General features: G+C 60.4%; 18 protein-coding genes and 1 pseudogene. 12 read left to right on the top strand and 7 right to left on the bottom strand.

Annotated elements, in window-relative coordinates:
- Positions 1 to 16: 16 nt before the first annotated feature.
- From BX592_RS29035 to BX592_RS29045, 3 genes are all read right to left on the bottom strand, one after another.
- Complete coding sequence (locus BX592_RS29035) at positions 17 to 1,201, bottom strand: amidohydrolase family protein (RefSeq protein WP_134196731.1); 1,185 nt, start codon at positions 1,199 to 1,201, stop codon at positions 17 to 19.
- 57 nt (positions 1,202 to 1,258) lie between these two features.
- Complete coding sequence (locus tag BX592_RS29040) at positions 1,259 to 2,632, bottom strand: MFS transporter (protein WP_134196732.1); 1,374 nt, start codon at positions 2,630 to 2,632, stop codon at positions 1,259 to 1,261.
- Between the two features lie 181 nt (positions 2,633 to 2,813).
- Positions 2,814 to 3,233 carry a DUF1801 domain-containing protein gene (locus BX592_RS29045; RefSeq protein ID WP_134196733.1) on the bottom strand — a complete coding sequence of 140 codons (420 nt, stop codon included), beginning with the start codon at positions 3,231 to 3,233 and terminating at the stop codon, positions 2,814 to 2,816.
- A gap of 191 nt (positions 3,234 to 3,424) precedes the next feature.
- Here BX592_RS29045 and BX592_RS29050 point away from each other — a divergent pair, with 191 nt between their 5' ends.
- A complete protein-coding gene (locus tag BX592_RS29050) occupies positions 3,425 to 4,189 on the top strand; it encodes a bestrophin-like domain (RefSeq protein ID WP_134196734.1) in 765 nt (254 codons plus the stop codon).
- Between the two features lie 24 nt (positions 4,190 to 4,213).
- On the opposite strand, the gene BX592_RS29055 is transcribed toward BX592_RS29050, so the two are convergent.
- Genes BX592_RS29055 through BX592_RS29065 form a run of 3 tightly spaced genes read right to left on the bottom strand, consistent with a single transcriptional unit; the run spans position 4,214 to position 6,881 of the window.
- Positions 4,214 to 5,743, bottom strand: a complete 1,530-nt coding sequence (locus BX592_RS29055; protein ID WP_134196735.1) for a CHASE2 domain-containing protein — start codon at positions 5,741 to 5,743, stop codon at positions 4,214 to 4,216.
- A gap of 53 nt (positions 5,744 to 5,796) precedes the next feature.
- Complete coding sequence (locus BX592_RS29060; protein ID WP_134196736.1) at positions 5,797 to 6,414, bottom strand: OmpA family protein; 618 nt, start codon at positions 6,412 to 6,414, stop codon at positions 5,797 to 5,799.
- Complete coding sequence (locus tag BX592_RS29065; RefSeq protein ID WP_134196737.1) at positions 6,411 to 6,881, bottom strand: FecR family protein; 471 nt, start codon at positions 6,879 to 6,881, stop codon at positions 6,411 to 6,413. The genes BX592_RS29060 and BX592_RS29065 overlap by 4 nt, the downstream gene beginning before the upstream one ends.
- 330 nt (positions 6,882 to 7,211) lie before the next feature.
- Here BX592_RS29065 and BX592_RS29070 point away from each other — a divergent pair, with 330 nt between their 5' ends.
- Entirely contained in the window at positions 7,212 to 7,538 is a 327-nt protein-coding gene (locus BX592_RS29070) for an HdeA/HdeB family chaperone (RefSeq protein WP_134196738.1), read from the top strand.
- 114 nt (positions 7,539 to 7,652) lie between these two features.
- Here BX592_RS29070 and BX592_RS29075 read toward each other — a convergent pair whose 3' ends face one another.
- Complete coding sequence (locus BX592_RS29075; protein WP_134196739.1) at positions 7,653 to 8,729, bottom strand: LacI family DNA-binding transcriptional regulator; 1,077 nt, start codon at positions 8,727 to 8,729, stop codon at positions 7,653 to 7,655.
- A 169-nt stretch (positions 8,730 to 8,898) separates the two neighbouring features.
- Between BX592_RS29075 and BX592_RS29080 the strand changes: the two genes are divergently transcribed.
- The 10 genes and pseudogenes from BX592_RS29080 to BX592_RS34655 all read left to right on the top strand — a co-directional run.
- A complete protein-coding gene (locus BX592_RS29080; RefSeq protein ID WP_243849777.1) occupies positions 8,899 to 9,972 on the top strand; it encodes a fatty acid desaturase family protein in 1,074 nt (357 codons plus the stop codon).
- 32 nt (positions 9,973 to 10,004) lie between these two features.
- Entirely contained in the window at positions 10,005 to 10,313 is a 309-nt protein-coding gene (locus BX592_RS29085; RefSeq protein ID WP_134196741.1) for a non-heme iron oxygenase ferredoxin subunit, read from the top strand.
- Between the two features lie 4 nt (positions 10,314 to 10,317).
- Entirely contained in the window at positions 10,318 to 11,550 is a 1,233-nt protein-coding gene (locus BX592_RS29090; protein WP_134196742.1) for an NAD(P)/FAD-dependent oxidoreductase, read from the top strand.
- A 494-nt stretch (positions 11,551 to 12,044) separates the two neighbouring features.
- Positions 12,045 to 12,551 (top strand): regulatory sequestration protein YfiR, encoded by a 507-nt coding sequence (gene yfiR / locus BX592_RS29095; RefSeq protein ID WP_166676498.1) that lies wholly within the window; start codon positions 12,045 to 12,047, stop codon positions 12,549 to 12,551.
- The gene (dgcN, locus tag BX592_RS29100; RefSeq protein WP_134196744.1) at positions 12,548 to 13,810 is read left to right on the top strand and encodes a diguanylate cyclase DgcN/YfiN; all 1,263 of its coding nucleotides are present in this window, start codon (positions 12,548 to 12,550) and stop codon (positions 13,808 to 13,810) included. Before yfiR ends, dgcN begins: the two co-directional genes overlap by 4 nt.
- A gap of 97 nt (positions 13,811 to 13,907) precedes the next feature.
- Positions 13,908 to 14,390, top strand: coding sequence for an outer membrane lipoprotein YfiB (yfiB, locus tag BX592_RS29105; RefSeq protein ID WP_481859748.1), 483 nt, complete (start codon positions 13,908 to 13,910; stop codon positions 14,388 to 14,390).
- 109 nt (positions 14,391 to 14,499) lie between these two features.
- Positions 14,500 to 15,285: a hypothetical protein gene (locus tag BX592_RS29110; protein ID WP_134196746.1), complete on the top strand. Its 786-nt coding sequence runs from the start codon at positions 14,500 to 14,502 to the stop codon at positions 15,283 to 15,285.
- Positions 15,286 to 15,616: 331 nt separating this feature from the next.
- Positions 15,617 to 16,099 carry a type VI secretion system tube protein TssD gene (gene tssD / locus BX592_RS29115; RefSeq protein ID WP_134196747.1) on the top strand — a complete coding sequence of 161 codons (483 nt, stop codon included), beginning with the start codon at positions 15,617 to 15,619 and terminating at the stop codon, positions 16,097 to 16,099.
- Positions 16,100 to 16,136: 37 nt separating this feature from the next.
- Positions 16,137 to 16,574: a DUF2778 domain-containing protein gene (locus BX592_RS29120; protein ID WP_341804908.1), complete on the top strand. Its 438-nt coding sequence runs from the start codon at positions 16,137 to 16,139 to the stop codon at positions 16,572 to 16,574.
- A gap of 39 nt (positions 16,575 to 16,613) precedes the next feature.
- A pseudogene (locus BX592_RS34655) lies at positions 16,614 to 16,746 on the top strand (IS256 family transposase); the annotation flags it as partial.

The following is a 16,746-nucleotide window of genomic DNA, read 5'->3' on the forward strand; positions in this document are numbered from 1 at the left end:
AATTGACGAGGCTTACTTAAACCAGCGCCCCATTGCGCGCCACGATGCGCCCCGCCGATACAACCAGTTTGCGCACCGGCCGCGCAACGACAGCGTGCGCGGGTGTTTGCGCATCGACTAGCACGAGATCCGCGCGATTGCCGCGAAGCAATCCGTAATTCGCAAAGCCGCAGCCGCGCGCGGCACTGTGCGTCACACAATCGAGCGCGATCTCGAGATCGTCGTCACGCCGGAAGTCATTGCGCATGCCGATCAGCATCGCGCGCTCGAGCATGTCGGGCGAACCGTACGGCGTCCAGGTATCGCGAATCCCATCGTTACCGCCGATCACGGTGACACCCGCGGCGCGGCACGCCGCAACAGATGGCACCGCAACCGATGCCGGTGCGGTCGTCACGACCGCAACACGAAGCTCGCTCATCCGTGCAAGCAGCGCATCGCGCGCACCGACGTCGATATCGCCAAGACAGAACGCGTGGCTGATCGCGACCTTCCCTTGCATGCCCAATGCCGCGGTCCGCTGAAGAATCAGGTCGAGCGAATACGCGCCCATGGTCGAGCGTTCGTGCAGGTGAATATCGAGGCCAACGCCGTGCCGTTCGGCCAGCCCGAAAAGCAGGTCGAGCGCCTGAACCGCGTCACCGTCGATTGCGCATGGGTCGATTCCGCCTAACAGGTCGGCGCCGGCGCGCAACGCATCGGCAAGCAGCGTATCGGTGCCCGGGCGCTTGAGCACGCCCGATTGCGGAAACGCGACTATCTGCATCTCCATCCGCTCGCGCAGTGTGTCGCGCGTCGCGAGGACGCCGTGCAGATGCCGCAGGCCGGCATCGGTGTCGATATCGACATGCGTGCGCAAACGCGTCGTCCCGGCCGCGAGGAACGCTCGCGCCAACGCGAGCGATTGCGCGCCGGCGTCGTGGCCGCTGGTCGCGCGCCAGCGTCGTTCGTTTTCGATTCGATCGGGCAAGCTGGGCGCGACCGCGTTGCGATACCAGCGCATGCCCCAGTGGGTCTTGTCCAGATGCGTGTGGCCCTCAACGAAGCCTGGCAGCGCGAGCGCGCCCGCGCCGTCCTCGACCAGCCAACCGTCATCGGCATCGATGACGGCCGCCGCGCGGGCGATTCGACCGTCTTCGACGAGCATGTCGAACCGCACGCCTTCGTTATTCCGCACATCGCGTATCAGTAAGCAAGCCATATCAGTGCGAGACCGCCGGTGGTTCGCGATCCGTGCGGCGCCGATACCCATGTGCGATTATCTGGCCGGCGGCGCGTGCCCGTGGTCTCCAAGCGCATGATGCGCTTCATCGTATTCGCGCGAGATGTCCTTATTCGTATAGTCGCCCAGCATCGACGCCGCAACCACACTGATCACCGCGCACAGGAACACATAAAACGCGATCGCGTAGCCCGAATGGTAGTACGCAAAGAGCGCGGTCGCGATCAGCGGCGCCGGGCCACCCGCGATGATCGACGCCAGCTGATAGCCGAGCGACGCGCCGCTGTAGCGCAACCGCCCGGTGAACGATTCGGCGATGAACGCAGCTTGTGGACCATACATCATCGCGTGCGGCACCAGCGAAAGCACGACTGCGATAAAAATCCACATCGGATTGCGCGTATCGAGCATCGCGAAGTAAATAAAGCCGAATATGCCGACGCACACCGAGCCGATGATGTACATCTTGCGTCGCCCGATCACATCGGACATGTGTCCGAAAAACGGTATCGTGACGAACTCGACCAGTGAAGCGACCAGCACCGCCCCCAGCAGCAGATCGCGCGATGCGCCAAGCGTCGAGACCGCATAGGTGAAAACAAAGGCTGTATAGATATAGAACGGCGCCTGTTCAGCCATGCGTGCAAAGGCGGAAAGCAGAATGTCCTTCGGCTGGCGACGAATCACCTCGAGCGTCGGCGTCTTTTCGATCTTTTGCTCGGCCAGCAGCTTCGCGAAGATCGGCGTCTCGAGAATGTGCAAGCGAATATAGAGGCCGATGGCGACGAGAATAATGCTGATGACAAACGGAATTCGCCAGCCCCACGTGAGGAAATTCGCCCCGGAGATTTCGCTGGTCGCAAGCACGACCAGATTGGCGATAAACAGTCCCGCCGGCACGCCGAATTGCGGCCACGATGCGACAAAGCCGCGATGCGAGTCCGTACGCGCCCATTCCATCGACATCAGTACCGAACCGCCCCATTCGCCGCCGACGCCCACGCCCTGCACGAAGCGCAGCACGGTCAGGATAACGGCGCCCCAGATGCCGATCGACGCATAGGTTGGCACAAAAGCCACCGCGAACGTGGCCAGCCCCATCAGCAGCAACGTGACGATCAAGGTCGCCTTGCGGCCGATGCGATCGCCATAGTGACCAAAAATAGCTGCGCCAACCGGCCTCGCCAGAAAACCGACTGCATAGATCGAAAATGCCTGAAGTGTGCCGACCAGCGGATCTGATTGCGGAAAAAAGAGTTTTGCGAAGACGAGACCGGTAACGATGCTATAGAGAAAGAAGTCGTACCATTCGATGGTCGTGCCGATCGTGCTGGCAATTACGGCGCGGCGTAGCTGTATTTTCGCTTCGGCTTCGGAAAGGGGCGTTGCCCCTGATTGCGTGGCAGCCATTGACGTCCCCTAAAGATGGTGAGAGTCAGACACACAACATGCCCCTGAAACAGGAAGCAGGCAATCGGGCAAGATACGGGGTGCCGATTCTGGTCGGCAATGAATCGTACAACTGTAATTCGCAGAAAACAGAATTCCAAGGTCAATTGACCAGGACAATTACCAGGAAGCCGAAATAGCGTCATGCGGTCTTGCTCTTATGCGGCTTCGATCGGCTAGCGGCAGATGCGTTCTTCTTTAGCTTCGTCTGGTTGTATTCGATCGCCGCGCGAACCAGGTTCTTCAGTGCACGCACGTTGATCGCGTCGCCTTCGAAATAATCGATCGCTCGCCTCGCATTGCCTTCGAGGCCCGCATTGAAGAGATGTTCGGGATCCGGAAGATTCGCGCCGTGAGCAAAGGTCAGCTTCACCTTTCCGTTATGAGCATTGGCGACCGCGATCATGCCGTCGCGTGACCACACCGGGCTACCCATCCACTTCCATTCTTCGATAATGTTCGGGTCCGCCGCGAGAATGCTCTCGCGAATGCGGGCGAAAGTTTTACCGCGCCAGTCCGTGATGCCGGCGATCAACTGGTCAATCTGTTCCGATGGGTTCATCACGCTGCATGCCTCGCATTTGAGTGGACAGGCGGGAATGATATGTCGAATCCACGGTGCCTTCGCACCCTGCATGCCTGGTACGTATTGGACCAAAGTCCAATATCAAACCCGCCGCGTGCTCCATAAGCTTTGCGCTTCAGGCAAGACAAGCCCCGGTTATACCGGCGGCCTGTCAACGGAGGCACAGTATGCCGGCATTCGTCGCCCACCCGGCGGTTCTCTTTGTCGTTCTGCTCGCGCTCTTCGTCGCGTCCGTCGCATTCGGTGCGTTTGTTCTAAGACGCATCGCTCCGCTCCCGGACGATGAGCGCGACGACTTCACCATAGTGCAGACGGCCACCCTTACCCTGCTCGCGCTGATCATCGGGTTCAGTCTTTCGATGGCGGTCAACCGGTACGATCAGCGCAAGAATCTCGAGGAAAACGAAGCGAACGCGATCGGGACCGAGTACGTGCGAGCGTTGCTGTCAGACCCCGGAATCAGCGAACCGATGAAAGCCGCTTTAGTCCGTTACGCTCAACTAAGACGTGCGGACTATCTGACGCGCGATCCACAGGAGCTGGCGCGCATTGCGCATCAAACGGAGGCGATCCAGTCCGAGCTATGGCAGTTCGCCACACAAACGGCCAAAAACAACCCGACGCCGATCACCGCGGTCATCGTCACCGGCATGAACGACGTGCTCAATTCCGAAGACTATGCGGAAGCCGCACGCATCAATCGCATTCCGATCGGCGCCTGGATCCTGATGATCGTGATCGCCGTGTTTGGCTGCGTGGTCCAGGGTTATGGCGCAAGAGGCAATCTGCGAACCGGCCTGCTCATTACAATCTTGCCGATCACGGTGTCACTGTCGCTTGCGCTGATATCGGATATCGACAGTCCACGCGGCGGGATCATTCACGTTGAGCCGCAAAATCTCACGAGGTTGCTTCGCTCCCTGGAAAAATAGCCGCTGCACAGCGAGTCGAACCGCTTACTTCGAGCTTCGATGTATTCGCTTCCAGCGCGCCAGCGCGCCGTCAATCGATTTTCCTGATCCCTTCCCGCCGTCATCCGTATGCGCGCGCGCCGCATCGCGCTGCTTTTTCGCATCGTCGTCGAGCAGCGCCGTTGAAAAGAACGAGCCCATCACCGCGGATCCGATAATGAAAATGGACGCGGCGTCGACCAGCAGTCCACCGTACTTGAACAGCAACACACAACTGAGCAGCGACAACAGGTTCAGCGTAATGCCGAGCACCGCGGACCCCCTGCGGAAGCTTCGGATAAAGGTCGCGAAGCGCGAGTCGGTGCGCGGCAGATACCAGATCACCAGCAGCCCGAACGTGATGATGAAGACGGTTTCGCCCCACTTCAACCACGCGGGTCGTTGCAGGAAGTGTTCTTCAAAGATCGTCTCGATGACCTGAGCCTGGATTTCGATACCCGGCACCTGTTCGCCCAGCGGCGTCGCGCGAACGTCGCTCAGGCCGGTACCGGTAAGGCCGACCAGCACCAGCTTGTTGCGAAAGCGCTCCGCATCGACCTGTCCGTCGAGCACGTCGCGCGCTGACACATAGCGGTTCTGCGTTGAGCGGATCGACGCAAAGTGCAGCCACATTTCGCCATTTGGCTGCGTGGGCACCTGCACATCCGCGACACCGACCGAGAGCACGCCGGCGGGGCTCGCAAACACTTCAACCATCGGCGAATGCGTCGCGACGCGCAGCATTTCAATCGCCATGCCCGGCACCAGATGGTTGCCCAACCCGAGGATTAGCGGAATGCGCCGCACGGTTCCCTGATCGAGTGCGACGTTTAGCATTGCCTGCCCATGCGCGGCGGCCTGCAATTCCGGCAGGCTCGCCAGCACGTAGTGGTAGCGCAGCACGCTGTCCAGCGGATTGGCGCCGTCAGCGCCATGCACGAGAATCGGCGCACTAAGCAGATCGGTGCGGGTATTCGCCGTCGCATGATCGAACGCGACCGCGCCGAGTACCGACCGTGTCGCGCGCAACGATCGCGCAAGAATCGCCTCGTGACTCGGCAGCGCGCGCAGGCCTGCCGCGAGCGATGCGGCTGTCGCGGGCAGGTTGTCGGCCACCCTGTCCGGCGAAGTTTGATCCGCCTCCGGCATATAGATGTCGAGGCCAATCGCGGCTGGCTTATGTGCGGCGATCGCATCGATCAGCACCGCGAGCCGATTGCGTGGCCACGGCCATTGCCCGACCGCGGCCAACGTGCGGTCGTCGATCGCGACGATCGTCACGGGCTGAGCGGTCGGCGTGCGCGGAAACCAGCGCTGGAAATGATCGAACAGTAGTTGTCTCGGCGTTCCGAAAGAGTCCGGAAGCAGCCGGTCAACGGTGTCAAGAAAATCCGGGCGCGGCAGTTCGTGTGGCCATTCGCTTAGCAGGTTGAGCAGACTGAGACCGAGCAGAATCGTGACGGCCATCAGACGGCCGTGATACGCGCTGGGCAATCGTTTCAGAAAGCGGATCAACGAGTCGCGATAGCGTTTCATGTCTGCCAGCGCGGATCAATGCCGATCCGGCGCGCGGTAGCGGGCGGCGCGATTCATTGAATGGTGATCACGACGCGCCGGTTCGCCTGGTTGGGCACGCCGTCGGGCGTGCGTACAAGCGGCTCGCGCTTGCCGCGGGCCGCTGTTTCGATCTGCTTCGCGGGAATGCCCGACTTGACCAGAAACGCCGCTACGGTCTGCGCGCGCCGCATCGACAGTTTGTCGTTGAAGTCCATCGAGCCGGCCATGTCGGTATGGCCAACGACTGTCAGATGAGGCGCCGGCCAGTTTGCCAGCGTCGTTTTCAACTTTGCGACGGTGGCCGCTGATTCGGGCGCCAGTTCGGTCGCGGAGTCGAACAGGAAATTGATCGTGTATGTGACGGGACGCGGCGGTTGCGCGGCAAGCAACGGACCATAGTGTGCCTGCACTGCGGCTGGACTGTCCGTACTTTGCTCGATCGCGCCGCCCTGCGCGACATCGGCGCTGGAATAGGCCTTGTCGAGCACTTGCGTCTGCGTCGCGCTCTTCACGACGACCGAGCCGACGGTGCCGTCAGGATTCGGCAGCAACGTGATTTTGTCGCGTGGCGTGCTACACGCCGACAATGCGAGCAGTACGGCGAATACCGCACCTGGTACGAGACGAAACCGCCGGAACGCGGCCGTCATCGTGACTTCTCCCCATCGCCGCCGACCTCGATAATGAATTCGGTGCCGCGCACGCCGAGCGTGGTAGTCGGTGTGCTGTATCGCACCGAATTCGGATTGGCCTTTGCGATTTTGCCGTCGACTACCGCAAGCGACCCCCGCTTGATGGTCGCATCGAGTGCGCCTTCATAGGTGGTTGTATTGAACGAGAAGTTGTTGAGCTCGAGTGTCGAGCCGGCGCCCTCGGAAAGCAGCGTGTTGTCATGCAGCGTGATGCCGACGAAAGAGTCGGGGCCCGTGACAATACGATCGCCGCTATACACTTCGCTGCCGACAGTCACATTCAGATTTTGTCCGCCGCGTTCGATGTGCGCGGTGCCTTTGACCGTTTTGATAAAGCCGATCACGTCGGCCGCGCATGCATCGACCGCAAATACGCACACGCACGACAGAATCAACGCATACCGGATGGCTTGGCTGCGACGCATGGCGATCACCGTGATGGCGAGTGAAACGTTTTACTTCGCGTTATGCCTCAAGTCGAACGCGGTGCCGGCGAATCGTGCTGAGAATAGGGTCCGCCGCCGGAACGCTCTGTGCGCTAGCGCGCATTTCGAGCGGCGATCAGGCAACGCTCTGGCAGAGGTTTTGCTTGAAGCCGCGGCCTGATGAGCTCGTGCGTTTTGCGTAAGGCTGGCGCGATATGAGACCAAAGTCCAATTGTTTTATCCGTCATACAGCCAATACTGCCCGTTGCAAATTCAATTGGCGTTATTGAGCGCCGTCACCTGTCACCGTCCACCGTCCGGGAGTTCATGATGAGCCGCAAAGTGTTTGTCGCTTGCTTACTGGGTGCAGTCATCGCGATGCCTGCATTCGCGCAGACTCCCCATCGAACCAATCCGATGAAGATGAAATGCGAGGACTTCATTGCAGTGGATGAAGCCTATCGGCCCGCGGTCGTCTACTACCTGGCCGGCGTCGACAAGATGGGCATTGCCGAAACGGACACGATGACCGTCGATACCGCGACACCGATCGCCGCACTGGTCGCGGAGTGCCAGAAGACACCCAAAGCGTCGCTGCGCACCAAGGTGCGGACCATGTACAAGAGCGGCCAGCTCGCGCTTTTCGATCATCACTAGACTGCCGCGTTGACGCAAGCATCGGGGCGATTCTCCTCAAGGTAAATCGTTATCGGAATTGCGGAGGCAACCAGTACCGCGCGCGCCGCGATTGTCGTACGAATGCGCGGTCTCCTATTCGCCCAGAGGCCCGGCGCCCAGATACCCGGTCCCTCTGACATTCGCCGAACAGAACACCCGAAACTCGACGGGCGCGGCGCGCGGTGCTTCATCGACCACGCCACACGCATGCAGCACGTGCTGCAGCGCCGAGATCACCTGTCCGTCCGGGTCCTGGTCGATCACGATGTCCATCACGCCCGCGTCGATATACGCACGATGCTGATCGAGCATCTCGTGGCCGACCCATATCACTTTGCCCGCTGCATCGTACTTGCGCAGCGCGGCATCGATACCCGCCGAGCCATATCCGGTGTTGTAGATACCGGCCAGACTGCCGCGCTTTAACGCAGCACTGACCGCACGGAAGCTGCGATCGTCGTCGTCGAGTGTCTGGTTCGCATCGATCTCGCACGTCAGGTGCGCGAAGCCCTCCGACAGCTGCGCGCGGCAGCCCTCGATACGGTCGAGGTGCGCGCGGTAGTCGAGCCTGGCCGGCAGCAGCAGCACCCTGCCCGGCCGGCGCGCAAGTCGTCCGATAAAGTAGCCGGCCGTGCGGCCCGCTCGCAGATTGTCGATGCCGGCGTAATGCAGCCGATCGATGCCGCCAATATCCGTAACCATCGTAACGACTGCCTCGCCACGCGCGATGGCCGCCGCGAGTGCGTCGCGCACCCGCGGCGTGTCATGTGTGGTGACGATCAGCGCCGCGCGCCGGTGACCGGACCGCGCGAGCGTATCCGGCAGCCGCGCTTCATCCGCCGCGGACATCAGCGTGCGATGCACGACGACACGCCTGTCAAGCATCTGCATCGAACGTTGCACCGCGCCGCTCAGACGTCGGAAAAACGGCGCATCGCTATCGGGCAGCAATACATCGATATGAATCAAACCGTGTTGCGTGTCGGGCAACAGACGCGGCAGCGCGAGCTTGCGCGCCGCGGCGACGACACGCTCGCGCGTTTTCGCCGACACGCTGCCCCGTTCATTGAGGACACGATCGACCGTCGCGGTGCTCACGCCGGCCAGTTCGGCAATTTCAACGAAACGCGCGGTGCGCTTGCGCCATCGCGGCCGGGTATCGATGGACACGCTGTCTCCCTCTCTGTCGTCGTCAGTCAAGCCGGTGCCTTCCTACGCTAGAAGAATGACGAAATTTCGTCAATCTTAAAGTTGAGCAAACGCAGGCCGTCATTTATGTTGATCACACGCACTTCGCGCTGCGCGGCGTGCGATTCGACACAAAATCAAGGAGACACAGGTGGCCACTACGCAGACGCCCTCCCGCGCGGCGCGGCACGACGCATACCGCCTGATCGGCGGCGCAGGCGAACGCGCTCGCGCCGCAGGCCTCGTCAACGCCGCCTGGTATAAATCGCCGGTGCCACGCGCGGTGATGAAGCAATTGATGCGGCGCAGCGACGCGCGGGCGACTCGCGACACGCTGCTCTGGTACGCAGCAATCGTCGCGAGCGGCATCGCCGCGTGGTTCGCGTGGCACGCGCATTCGCTGTGGGCGATTCCCGCGTTCTGGCTGTACGGCACGCTGTATTGCAGCCCCGCCGATTCGCGCTGGCATGAATGCGGTCATGGCACCGCATTCAGAACACGCTGGATGAACGATGTGCTCTATCAGATCGCGTCGTTCCAGATATTCCGGCGCGCCACGGTCTGGCGCTACAGCCACGCTCGTCACCACACGGACACGCTGATCGTCGGACGCGATCCGGAAATCGCCGCGCAAAAGCCCACCGACTGGTTGGGCCTTACGCTCAGCATCTTTGCGATCAAGCATGTCGCGCACGAATTGCCGAAGATGATTGCCGCCGCATTCGGGCGTGTCGGTGAAGACGAGAAGACCTTCGTTCCCGAGTCCGAATGGCCGAAGGTGATTCGGGAAGCCCGCATCACGATGGGCATCTATTCGGCCGTGATTGCCGCGTGCCTTTATTTCCGGTCGGTGCTGCCGCTGCTGTATATCGGGCTACCGAGCCTGTATGGAGGCTGGCTATATTTGTACTTCGGTCTGACGCAGCACGCGGGCATGCCCGAGAACGTGCTCGACCATCGCCGCAATTGCCGCACCGTCCATATGAACCCGGTGTTCCGATTTCTCTACTGGAACATGAACTACCATGTCGAACATCATATGTTCCCGATGGTGCCGTTCCACGCATTGCCGCAATTGCACGAAGTCGTGAAAGCCGACATGCCGCCGCCTTATCGCAGCACGCTTGCTGCGTACGCGGAGATCATTCCGGCACTGGTGCGGCAAACGCGTGACCCTTCGTATTCGGTGGATCGGCCAATACCCGATACGGCGGCGCGCGCCTGACCGGATTGACCAAAACAGAACTGGAGACAAGCATGACGCAGTGGCTCGACACAGCCGCGTTCGACGAGATCGCAGATGAAGACGTGATGCGCTTCGATCACGATGGACACACCTACGCGATCTATCGCGTCGAAGACAACGTGTACGCGAGCGACGGCCTCTGCACGCATGAACACGTGCATCTGAGCGATGGCCTGGTGATGGGGCACGTGATCGAATGTCCGAAGCACAATGGCCGCTTCGATGTCCGCGATGGTCGTCCGCTGTGCGCGCCGGTTTGTGAGAAGCTGAAGACCTATCCGGCGAAGGTTGAAAGCGGACGTATCCTGATCGAGGTTTGAACCGATGACATCCGAACGTTTGATGGCCATTGTCGGCGCGGGCCATGTCGGCGGCCGCGCCGCGCAAACCCTGCGTGAAGCCGGCTGGCGTGGCGGTATTGCGTTGATCGGCGCGGAAGCGCACTGGCCGTATGAGCGCCCACCGCTTTCGAAAGGCTTACTGACCGGCAAGCGCGTCGCAGCGCAGTGTCAATTGCGGCCTGCCGACGCGTGGCAGGAAGATCGGATCGAGCATATCGTCGGCCGAGTGCAGTCGTTCGATCCGAATGCGCGCACGGTGCAGATCAGCGACGGACGCACGCTTGCGTACGAAGCGTTGTTACTGGCCACCGGCGGCCACCCGCGGCAACTGACCATCCCCGGCGCGCAACTCGAAGGGGTCGTCGCGCTGCGCACGCTCGATGACGCCGCGCGGATCGAGCGGCGTTTCGTGCCCGACGCGCGCGTTCTGCTGATCGGCGGCGGTTTTATCGGGCTTGAAGTCGCCGCGTCCGCGCGTGCGCGCGGCTGCGATGTAACGGTACTGGAGGGTGCGCCGCGCTTGCTGGGGCGTAACGTACCCGCTTCGATTGCAGCACGCGTTCACGCGCTGCACGAAAGTCACGGTGTGCGGATTCACCTGAACACAACGCCCGAATCGATCAGTCAGGCCGACGACGGCACACTGGCCGTCACTTTGACGAGTGGCGACGTGCTAGCCGCGGACACCGTGATTGTCGGCATCGGCATCGATCCGGCAGACGAATTGGCTCGCGATGCGGGCCTGCGCGTGCAGCGCGGCATCGTTGTCGATGCATCGCTCGAGACTTCGGCCACCGGCGTTTTCGCCGCCGGCGACGTCGCGCTGTTTCCAAGCCGCTACACTACCCAGCTGATCCGTCAGGAAACCTGGCACAACGCGGAAACGCAGGCGCGTGTCGTCGCGCGCAATATGCTCGGCGCCGGCGAAGCCTACCGTGCGTTGCCGTGGTTCTGGTCCGATCAGTACGACCATCAATTGCAGGTTGCCGGCGAGCCGGCATTGGGCACCCGTTCCGTGACTCGTCCGCTGAATGGCGACGCGGAAATTCATTTCCACTTCGACGTCAATGCGCGGCTTGTCGGCGCGAGCGGTTACGGCACCGCAAGTGCGTTTGTAAAAGAGATGAGGCTTGCGCGAATGCTGGTCGACAGTGACAAAGCGATTGCGCCGGAGTCGGTCGCGGATATCGATGTTCCGCTAAAGAGCCTTCTCTAAACGTCAAGCGATGGCATCGACTCTCACCAAAAACACCTAAAAACCCGGTACGTCAGATTCGATGTCGGCCCCATAGCGCCTTCAAACGTTTGCGCTATCCGGTTGCGCTTTGCTACTCGCATTCTGCATTGCGCCGACTGTCGCGCGGTAACGTTGAACTCATTGCCCTTTGAGCATGCTCGTTGTTGTGCTGAGCCAATGCGTGGCAAAATTGCGGCGGCCGTTGCCGCGTCGCCTGTTCCGGTCAAACGACTGCCTGTTTGCGTCGCGTTGCGTACATGTTCACGCGAGCCGCCCGGTCCGAAACATTATTGCGTTGACCTCCCCAATTGCAGGTCTTCAGAGGGTACCTCGTGCGCCACGACCTACCGTTCTGTCGCTGGGCGGCTGCAGCGTCAAGGCGCCGGTGAGTTAGTGTACAAAGAATGAAAGAAGCGACGATCATACGCGCGAAGCTGAATGGCCGGATCGGCGTCTGGGTAAGCAGCCTGCTTATGTCTATCTTCGCAATCCAGAGCCATGCTCAAAATGCGGTTCCGGATATGCGACCTGTCGAGCAGGACGCCGCGGTCCGCCAAGTCGTACTCGGCATCGTCAGCTTCACGCACTGGCCGGCGCCGCGGTCGCAGGTGCGTTTGTGCATCGTCGGCAATACCGGTTTCTCGCTCGATGGCGCGCAAGCGCCGGTTTCTTCGACTGCGCCCGCGGTCGTCGCACAGAAAATCGCGGCAGACGATCCCGCTATTGGCACCGGATGCGACGCACTATATATGGGCAAGCTGTCCGATACCGAACGAAAGCAGGTTGATGCGAGCCGCGCCGGGCATCCCATTCTGACAATCACTGAAAACGACAGTACCTGTACGCTCGGCGCGATGTTTTGCGTACGTGCGGATAAACATCGCGTTACGTTCGATATGAATCTCGATAGTGTGGCGCGCAGTGGTGTGCGCGTGAGCCCGAAAGTGCTGGAGCTTGCGCGCAAACGGAGCACGCAATGAAGCCCCGCATTGTCCGACGCAACGTGCATAAGCGAAGCGGCGTCGCGCGACGCCCATCGCTCGAACGCGTATTGCAGCGCACCTATGCGCGCCTCGCGTTTGCGGCCGTTTCACTGGCGGCGGTTGGCGTGGTGCTGGTCGCGTGGACCGTATTGCGAACCTATACGAACGACAACCTGATGCTGCTCGCGCGCTCGATCGCCTACACGGTCGAGGCGGCTGTCGTATTCAACGACGAAGCCGCGGCTGAAGATGCGATTGCCCAGATAGCGGGCAACGAGGACATCGCGGAAGTGCGCGTGACCGACACGCAAGGCGCAACGTTCGCGATCTGGCAACGCCCCGGCGATGGACCATTGACACGCTGGGTACATCGGCTTGCCGATCTGCCGCTGCCGGGCGGCGCGGTGGTACCGGTGATGCACAACAGCAAGGTGGTCGCGATGATACGCGTGCGCGGACGCGGACATCAGTTCGCGATCTTCCTGGCCGGCGGCATCGGCGCGGTGCTTGCGTGTCTGATCGTTATCCTGGGCATCGGGACGATCATCGCGAGGCAAATGCATCGCGATATCGTCGAGCCGTTACGGGCACTCGCGGAGGTCGCGCACGCGGTGCGCCGCGACCGGGCTTTCAGTCGACGTGTGCAAGCGACGCCGATCGCCGAGCTTCAGGAACTGGGCGACGACTTCAATGCGCTGCTGGACGAATTCGAAGTCTGGCAGCATTCGTTAAGCGAACAGAACGCGACGCTCGCGCATCAGGCCAATCACGATCGGCTGACCGGTTTGCCGAACCGCGCGCACTTCGAGTCGCGACTCGACGAGACCCTGCGCGATGCACGCGTATTGGGCACATCAGTCGGGCTGTTGTATATCGACGGCGACCGCTTCAAGGAAATCAATGACACGCTCGGCCACGACGCCGGCGACGCGGTGCTCGTGGCGATCGCATCGCGACTGCGTCAATCGTTGCGCAAAGGCGATCTGGTCGCACGCCTCGGCGGCGACGAGTTTGTCGCGCTATTGCCGGGCCTGAGCGATGAAGAAGAGGCGGCCACTATTGCCGACGCCTTAAGCGAAACGATGCTTGAGCCGATAACATTGGCGGACGGCACCGAGATCACAACGTCGATCAGCATCGGCATCGCGATGTTTCCGCAACACGCGCACGATGTCGCGAGCCTGTTGCGTAGCGCGGATGCCGCGATGTATCAGGTCAAGCGTGACGGCGATCGTGCGTCGAGACTGGCAAGATGAAAAAATCAAATATGAATAACACACGCAAATGGGGTTTGAAGTGGAATGCAATATCGATCTAGTACGGGGTAGAAGCGGGAACATAACTGTCTGGTTGATGCGGGCCTTGTTCGCAAGTGCGCTGGCGATGGCGATGCTGCTCACCGCATGTCAAGGCGCGCCGCCGAAGCATGGTTTGACCGCTGCGCAGATTGCCGCGCTGCAAGAAGCAGGTTTCCATGAAACCGACGAGGGCTGGGAATTCGGCATCAGTGACAAGGTTCTGTTCGAGACCGACAAGTTCGAAATACAGGCTACCGCGCATGACGTGATCACGCGGGTTGCGTCGACGCTGATCAAGGTCGGCATTTCGACTGTGCGCGTCTACGGGTACACCGATTCGACCGGCAGCGATGCGCATAACGACTGGTTGTCGCAGCAACGCGCGAACGCGGTGGCGAGTGCGCTCGTGGACGCGGGCATGGCGCGCGATGGTCTGACGCCAATCGGCGCCGGCAAAAAACATCCGGTCGCGGATAACCGCACCGCCGAAGGGCGCGCGCAAAATCGCCGCGTGGCGATCGTGATATCGACGGGTTGAGCGCCATGTAAGCAGATTCGCGTCCGGAGCGGTCCCGCCCTCTCCGTTCACAGCGGGTCGCACATAACGCTCAAGCTATGCGCAATCTTGCCGTTAACGAGAGCGTGATTTGCCGGCCATCAGGAATGCTGCCAAATTGTCACGTCACTCGATGGATCACCGCTTTTCGCTTACCAATCATTCCAATAAACGAGACCAAGCCATGAATTTGAAGAGACTTTCACTCCTTCTCTGCTGTGCCGCGCTGGCGGGATGTGCGACAACGCCACCGATGTCGCTGACGAAGCTGGAACAGCAGAACCTCAAAGGGGTGACGGGCACCGTGTTTATCCCTCAGTCCGAGTTGCTGGTGACGGTGACACAAACCAATGCGGGCGCAACGGGGCTACTCGGCGCGTTGATTGTCGCGGGTATCGACGCCGCTCGCCGCGCCTCCGCGGCCAAGGATGCCGCGCCGATGTTCGATCAGCTGCACGACTATGACTTCCGGGTCGTGTCTAAGCAGGCATTCAACGATGCGGTGATCAAAGTCCCGGACGTGAAGTTCAATGCGCCACTCGAAGTGGATAGTGTTGCTTCGAGCACGGAGAAGCGGATCGTCTATGACAATTCCTCTGCTAGCGCGGTGCTGTTTGTCGATGTTCGCTATCAGTTGCAGTCGGGAGGCCTGTATATCTCCGCTAACGCGGTGATGTATCCGAAGGCCAGCGAACTGCTGCAGTTCAGGAAGAAGCCGAACGAGTCGGACCCGCTGGACGCCGGCAACGCGATCTATCGAAAGTCGTTCCTGTTCGGAAAAGAGCATGTCGCGGCGGCCGACATCAAGGACGACCTGACCGAAGGTGCGAATAACATCGCCACGCAGCTTGCCGCCGATCTGAACCACCCGCTCTAAACTTTCTGTCTGTCTTTCCGGTGCCCGTGGTCTTGCGGGCATCGTCACCTCTTCTCTCTTTTGCCTGATCGGCAACGTCCCTCGTTCGCTTTTCTTCTTTTACACCGTTGTAAAGAACACGTGCGACCTATGCGTTGGCACGCATCGGCATGTATAGATGCCGACCGTCTGCTCAACGCTCCACTGGCTGTGACGCTGCATCACATGCTCGACATGCTCGACATGCGATCACGGCGTGCAACATTTTTTCACAAGCGTCGCTAACTGTCCTGTTAAAAATCGCCAAGGTTGTCAAAGATTTCAACCCGCATCTAACAGGAGAGTTCCGACGATGGGCACACCCTTGCACCTTTGGCTGACTGACGATGGCGACACACCGATTCGCGGCGGCAGCGATGTATTCGGACGAGAAGGCAGCATTGAAGTACTGAGCGTCACGCACGGACTCGACGCACCGATCGACCATCACACGGGCAAGCTGCTAAACAGACATTCGCACCGTCCGATGACGACCGAAAAGGAAATAGACCGGTCATCGCCACTGCTCTATCAAGCCCTTGTGCGCGGAGCGACGCTGCGCACCGCGGTGCTCAGGTGGTACCGGACGTCGGAGGCCGGGATTGAAGAGAACTACTTCACGATGTCGATGAAAGACGTGAAGCTCGCATCGATCTCGCCGAAGCTGATGAACATCAAGGAACAACAGCACGCGCACCGGAATCATTTTGAAATCGTCGAGCTAATGTACGGCGAGATCACGTGGAACTACCACGACGGCAATCTGCTGTTTGCCGACGCATGGCGCACCGCTTGAGCGGGGTGGTGCGATGCCAGTGCAATGCACGTTCAGGTTGAACAATCAGGCGACGTCGACGCTTTATTGCTCGGGGTTCGGTGGCGTGACGGCGTACTCGGGGCAGGAGTATGGGCGGGATAATCCGGGGGCGGTGGCTGTTAAGGACATTGGCCCACTTTCGCCTGGAAAATACTATTTGCTCGATCGACGTTCAGGCGGACGCATGGGATGGTTCTATGACTGGCTCTCAGAGCACAACGTCGGCACGACCGATCGATCAAAGTGGTTCATGCTCTGGAACGAACGAACAGGTGACACGACCTTTATCAATGGCGTCAAGCGAGGAGAGTTCCGTTTGCATGCTGAAGGCAGTAGACGCATTAGCGAGGGCTGCATCACTGTGATGTCAAAACCTGAGTTTGACAGGCTTGAGCGTCACATCCGTTCACGTGTGCCCGATCTTCCAGTGCCCGGGAGCCTGTCAGATTTTTAGTGTGTCGAGGTCATGAGACGATAACGGAAATAACGTCCTATGACCGAAACAACAGTGACCAAGAAGAGCAGGAACCCGAAAGCGCCGAAGCTGTTCCCCGATGAAGTGATCGACCAGTTGCTGGCGCAGGTACAGAACAAGGATGCCGAGTCGATTCTGGGCGAATCGGGCC

The organism is Paraburkholderia rhizosphaerae, assembly GCF_004366595.1.
Classification (GTDB): Bacteria; Pseudomonadota; Gammaproteobacteria; order Burkholderiales; family Burkholderiaceae; genus Paraburkholderia; species Paraburkholderia rhizosphaerae.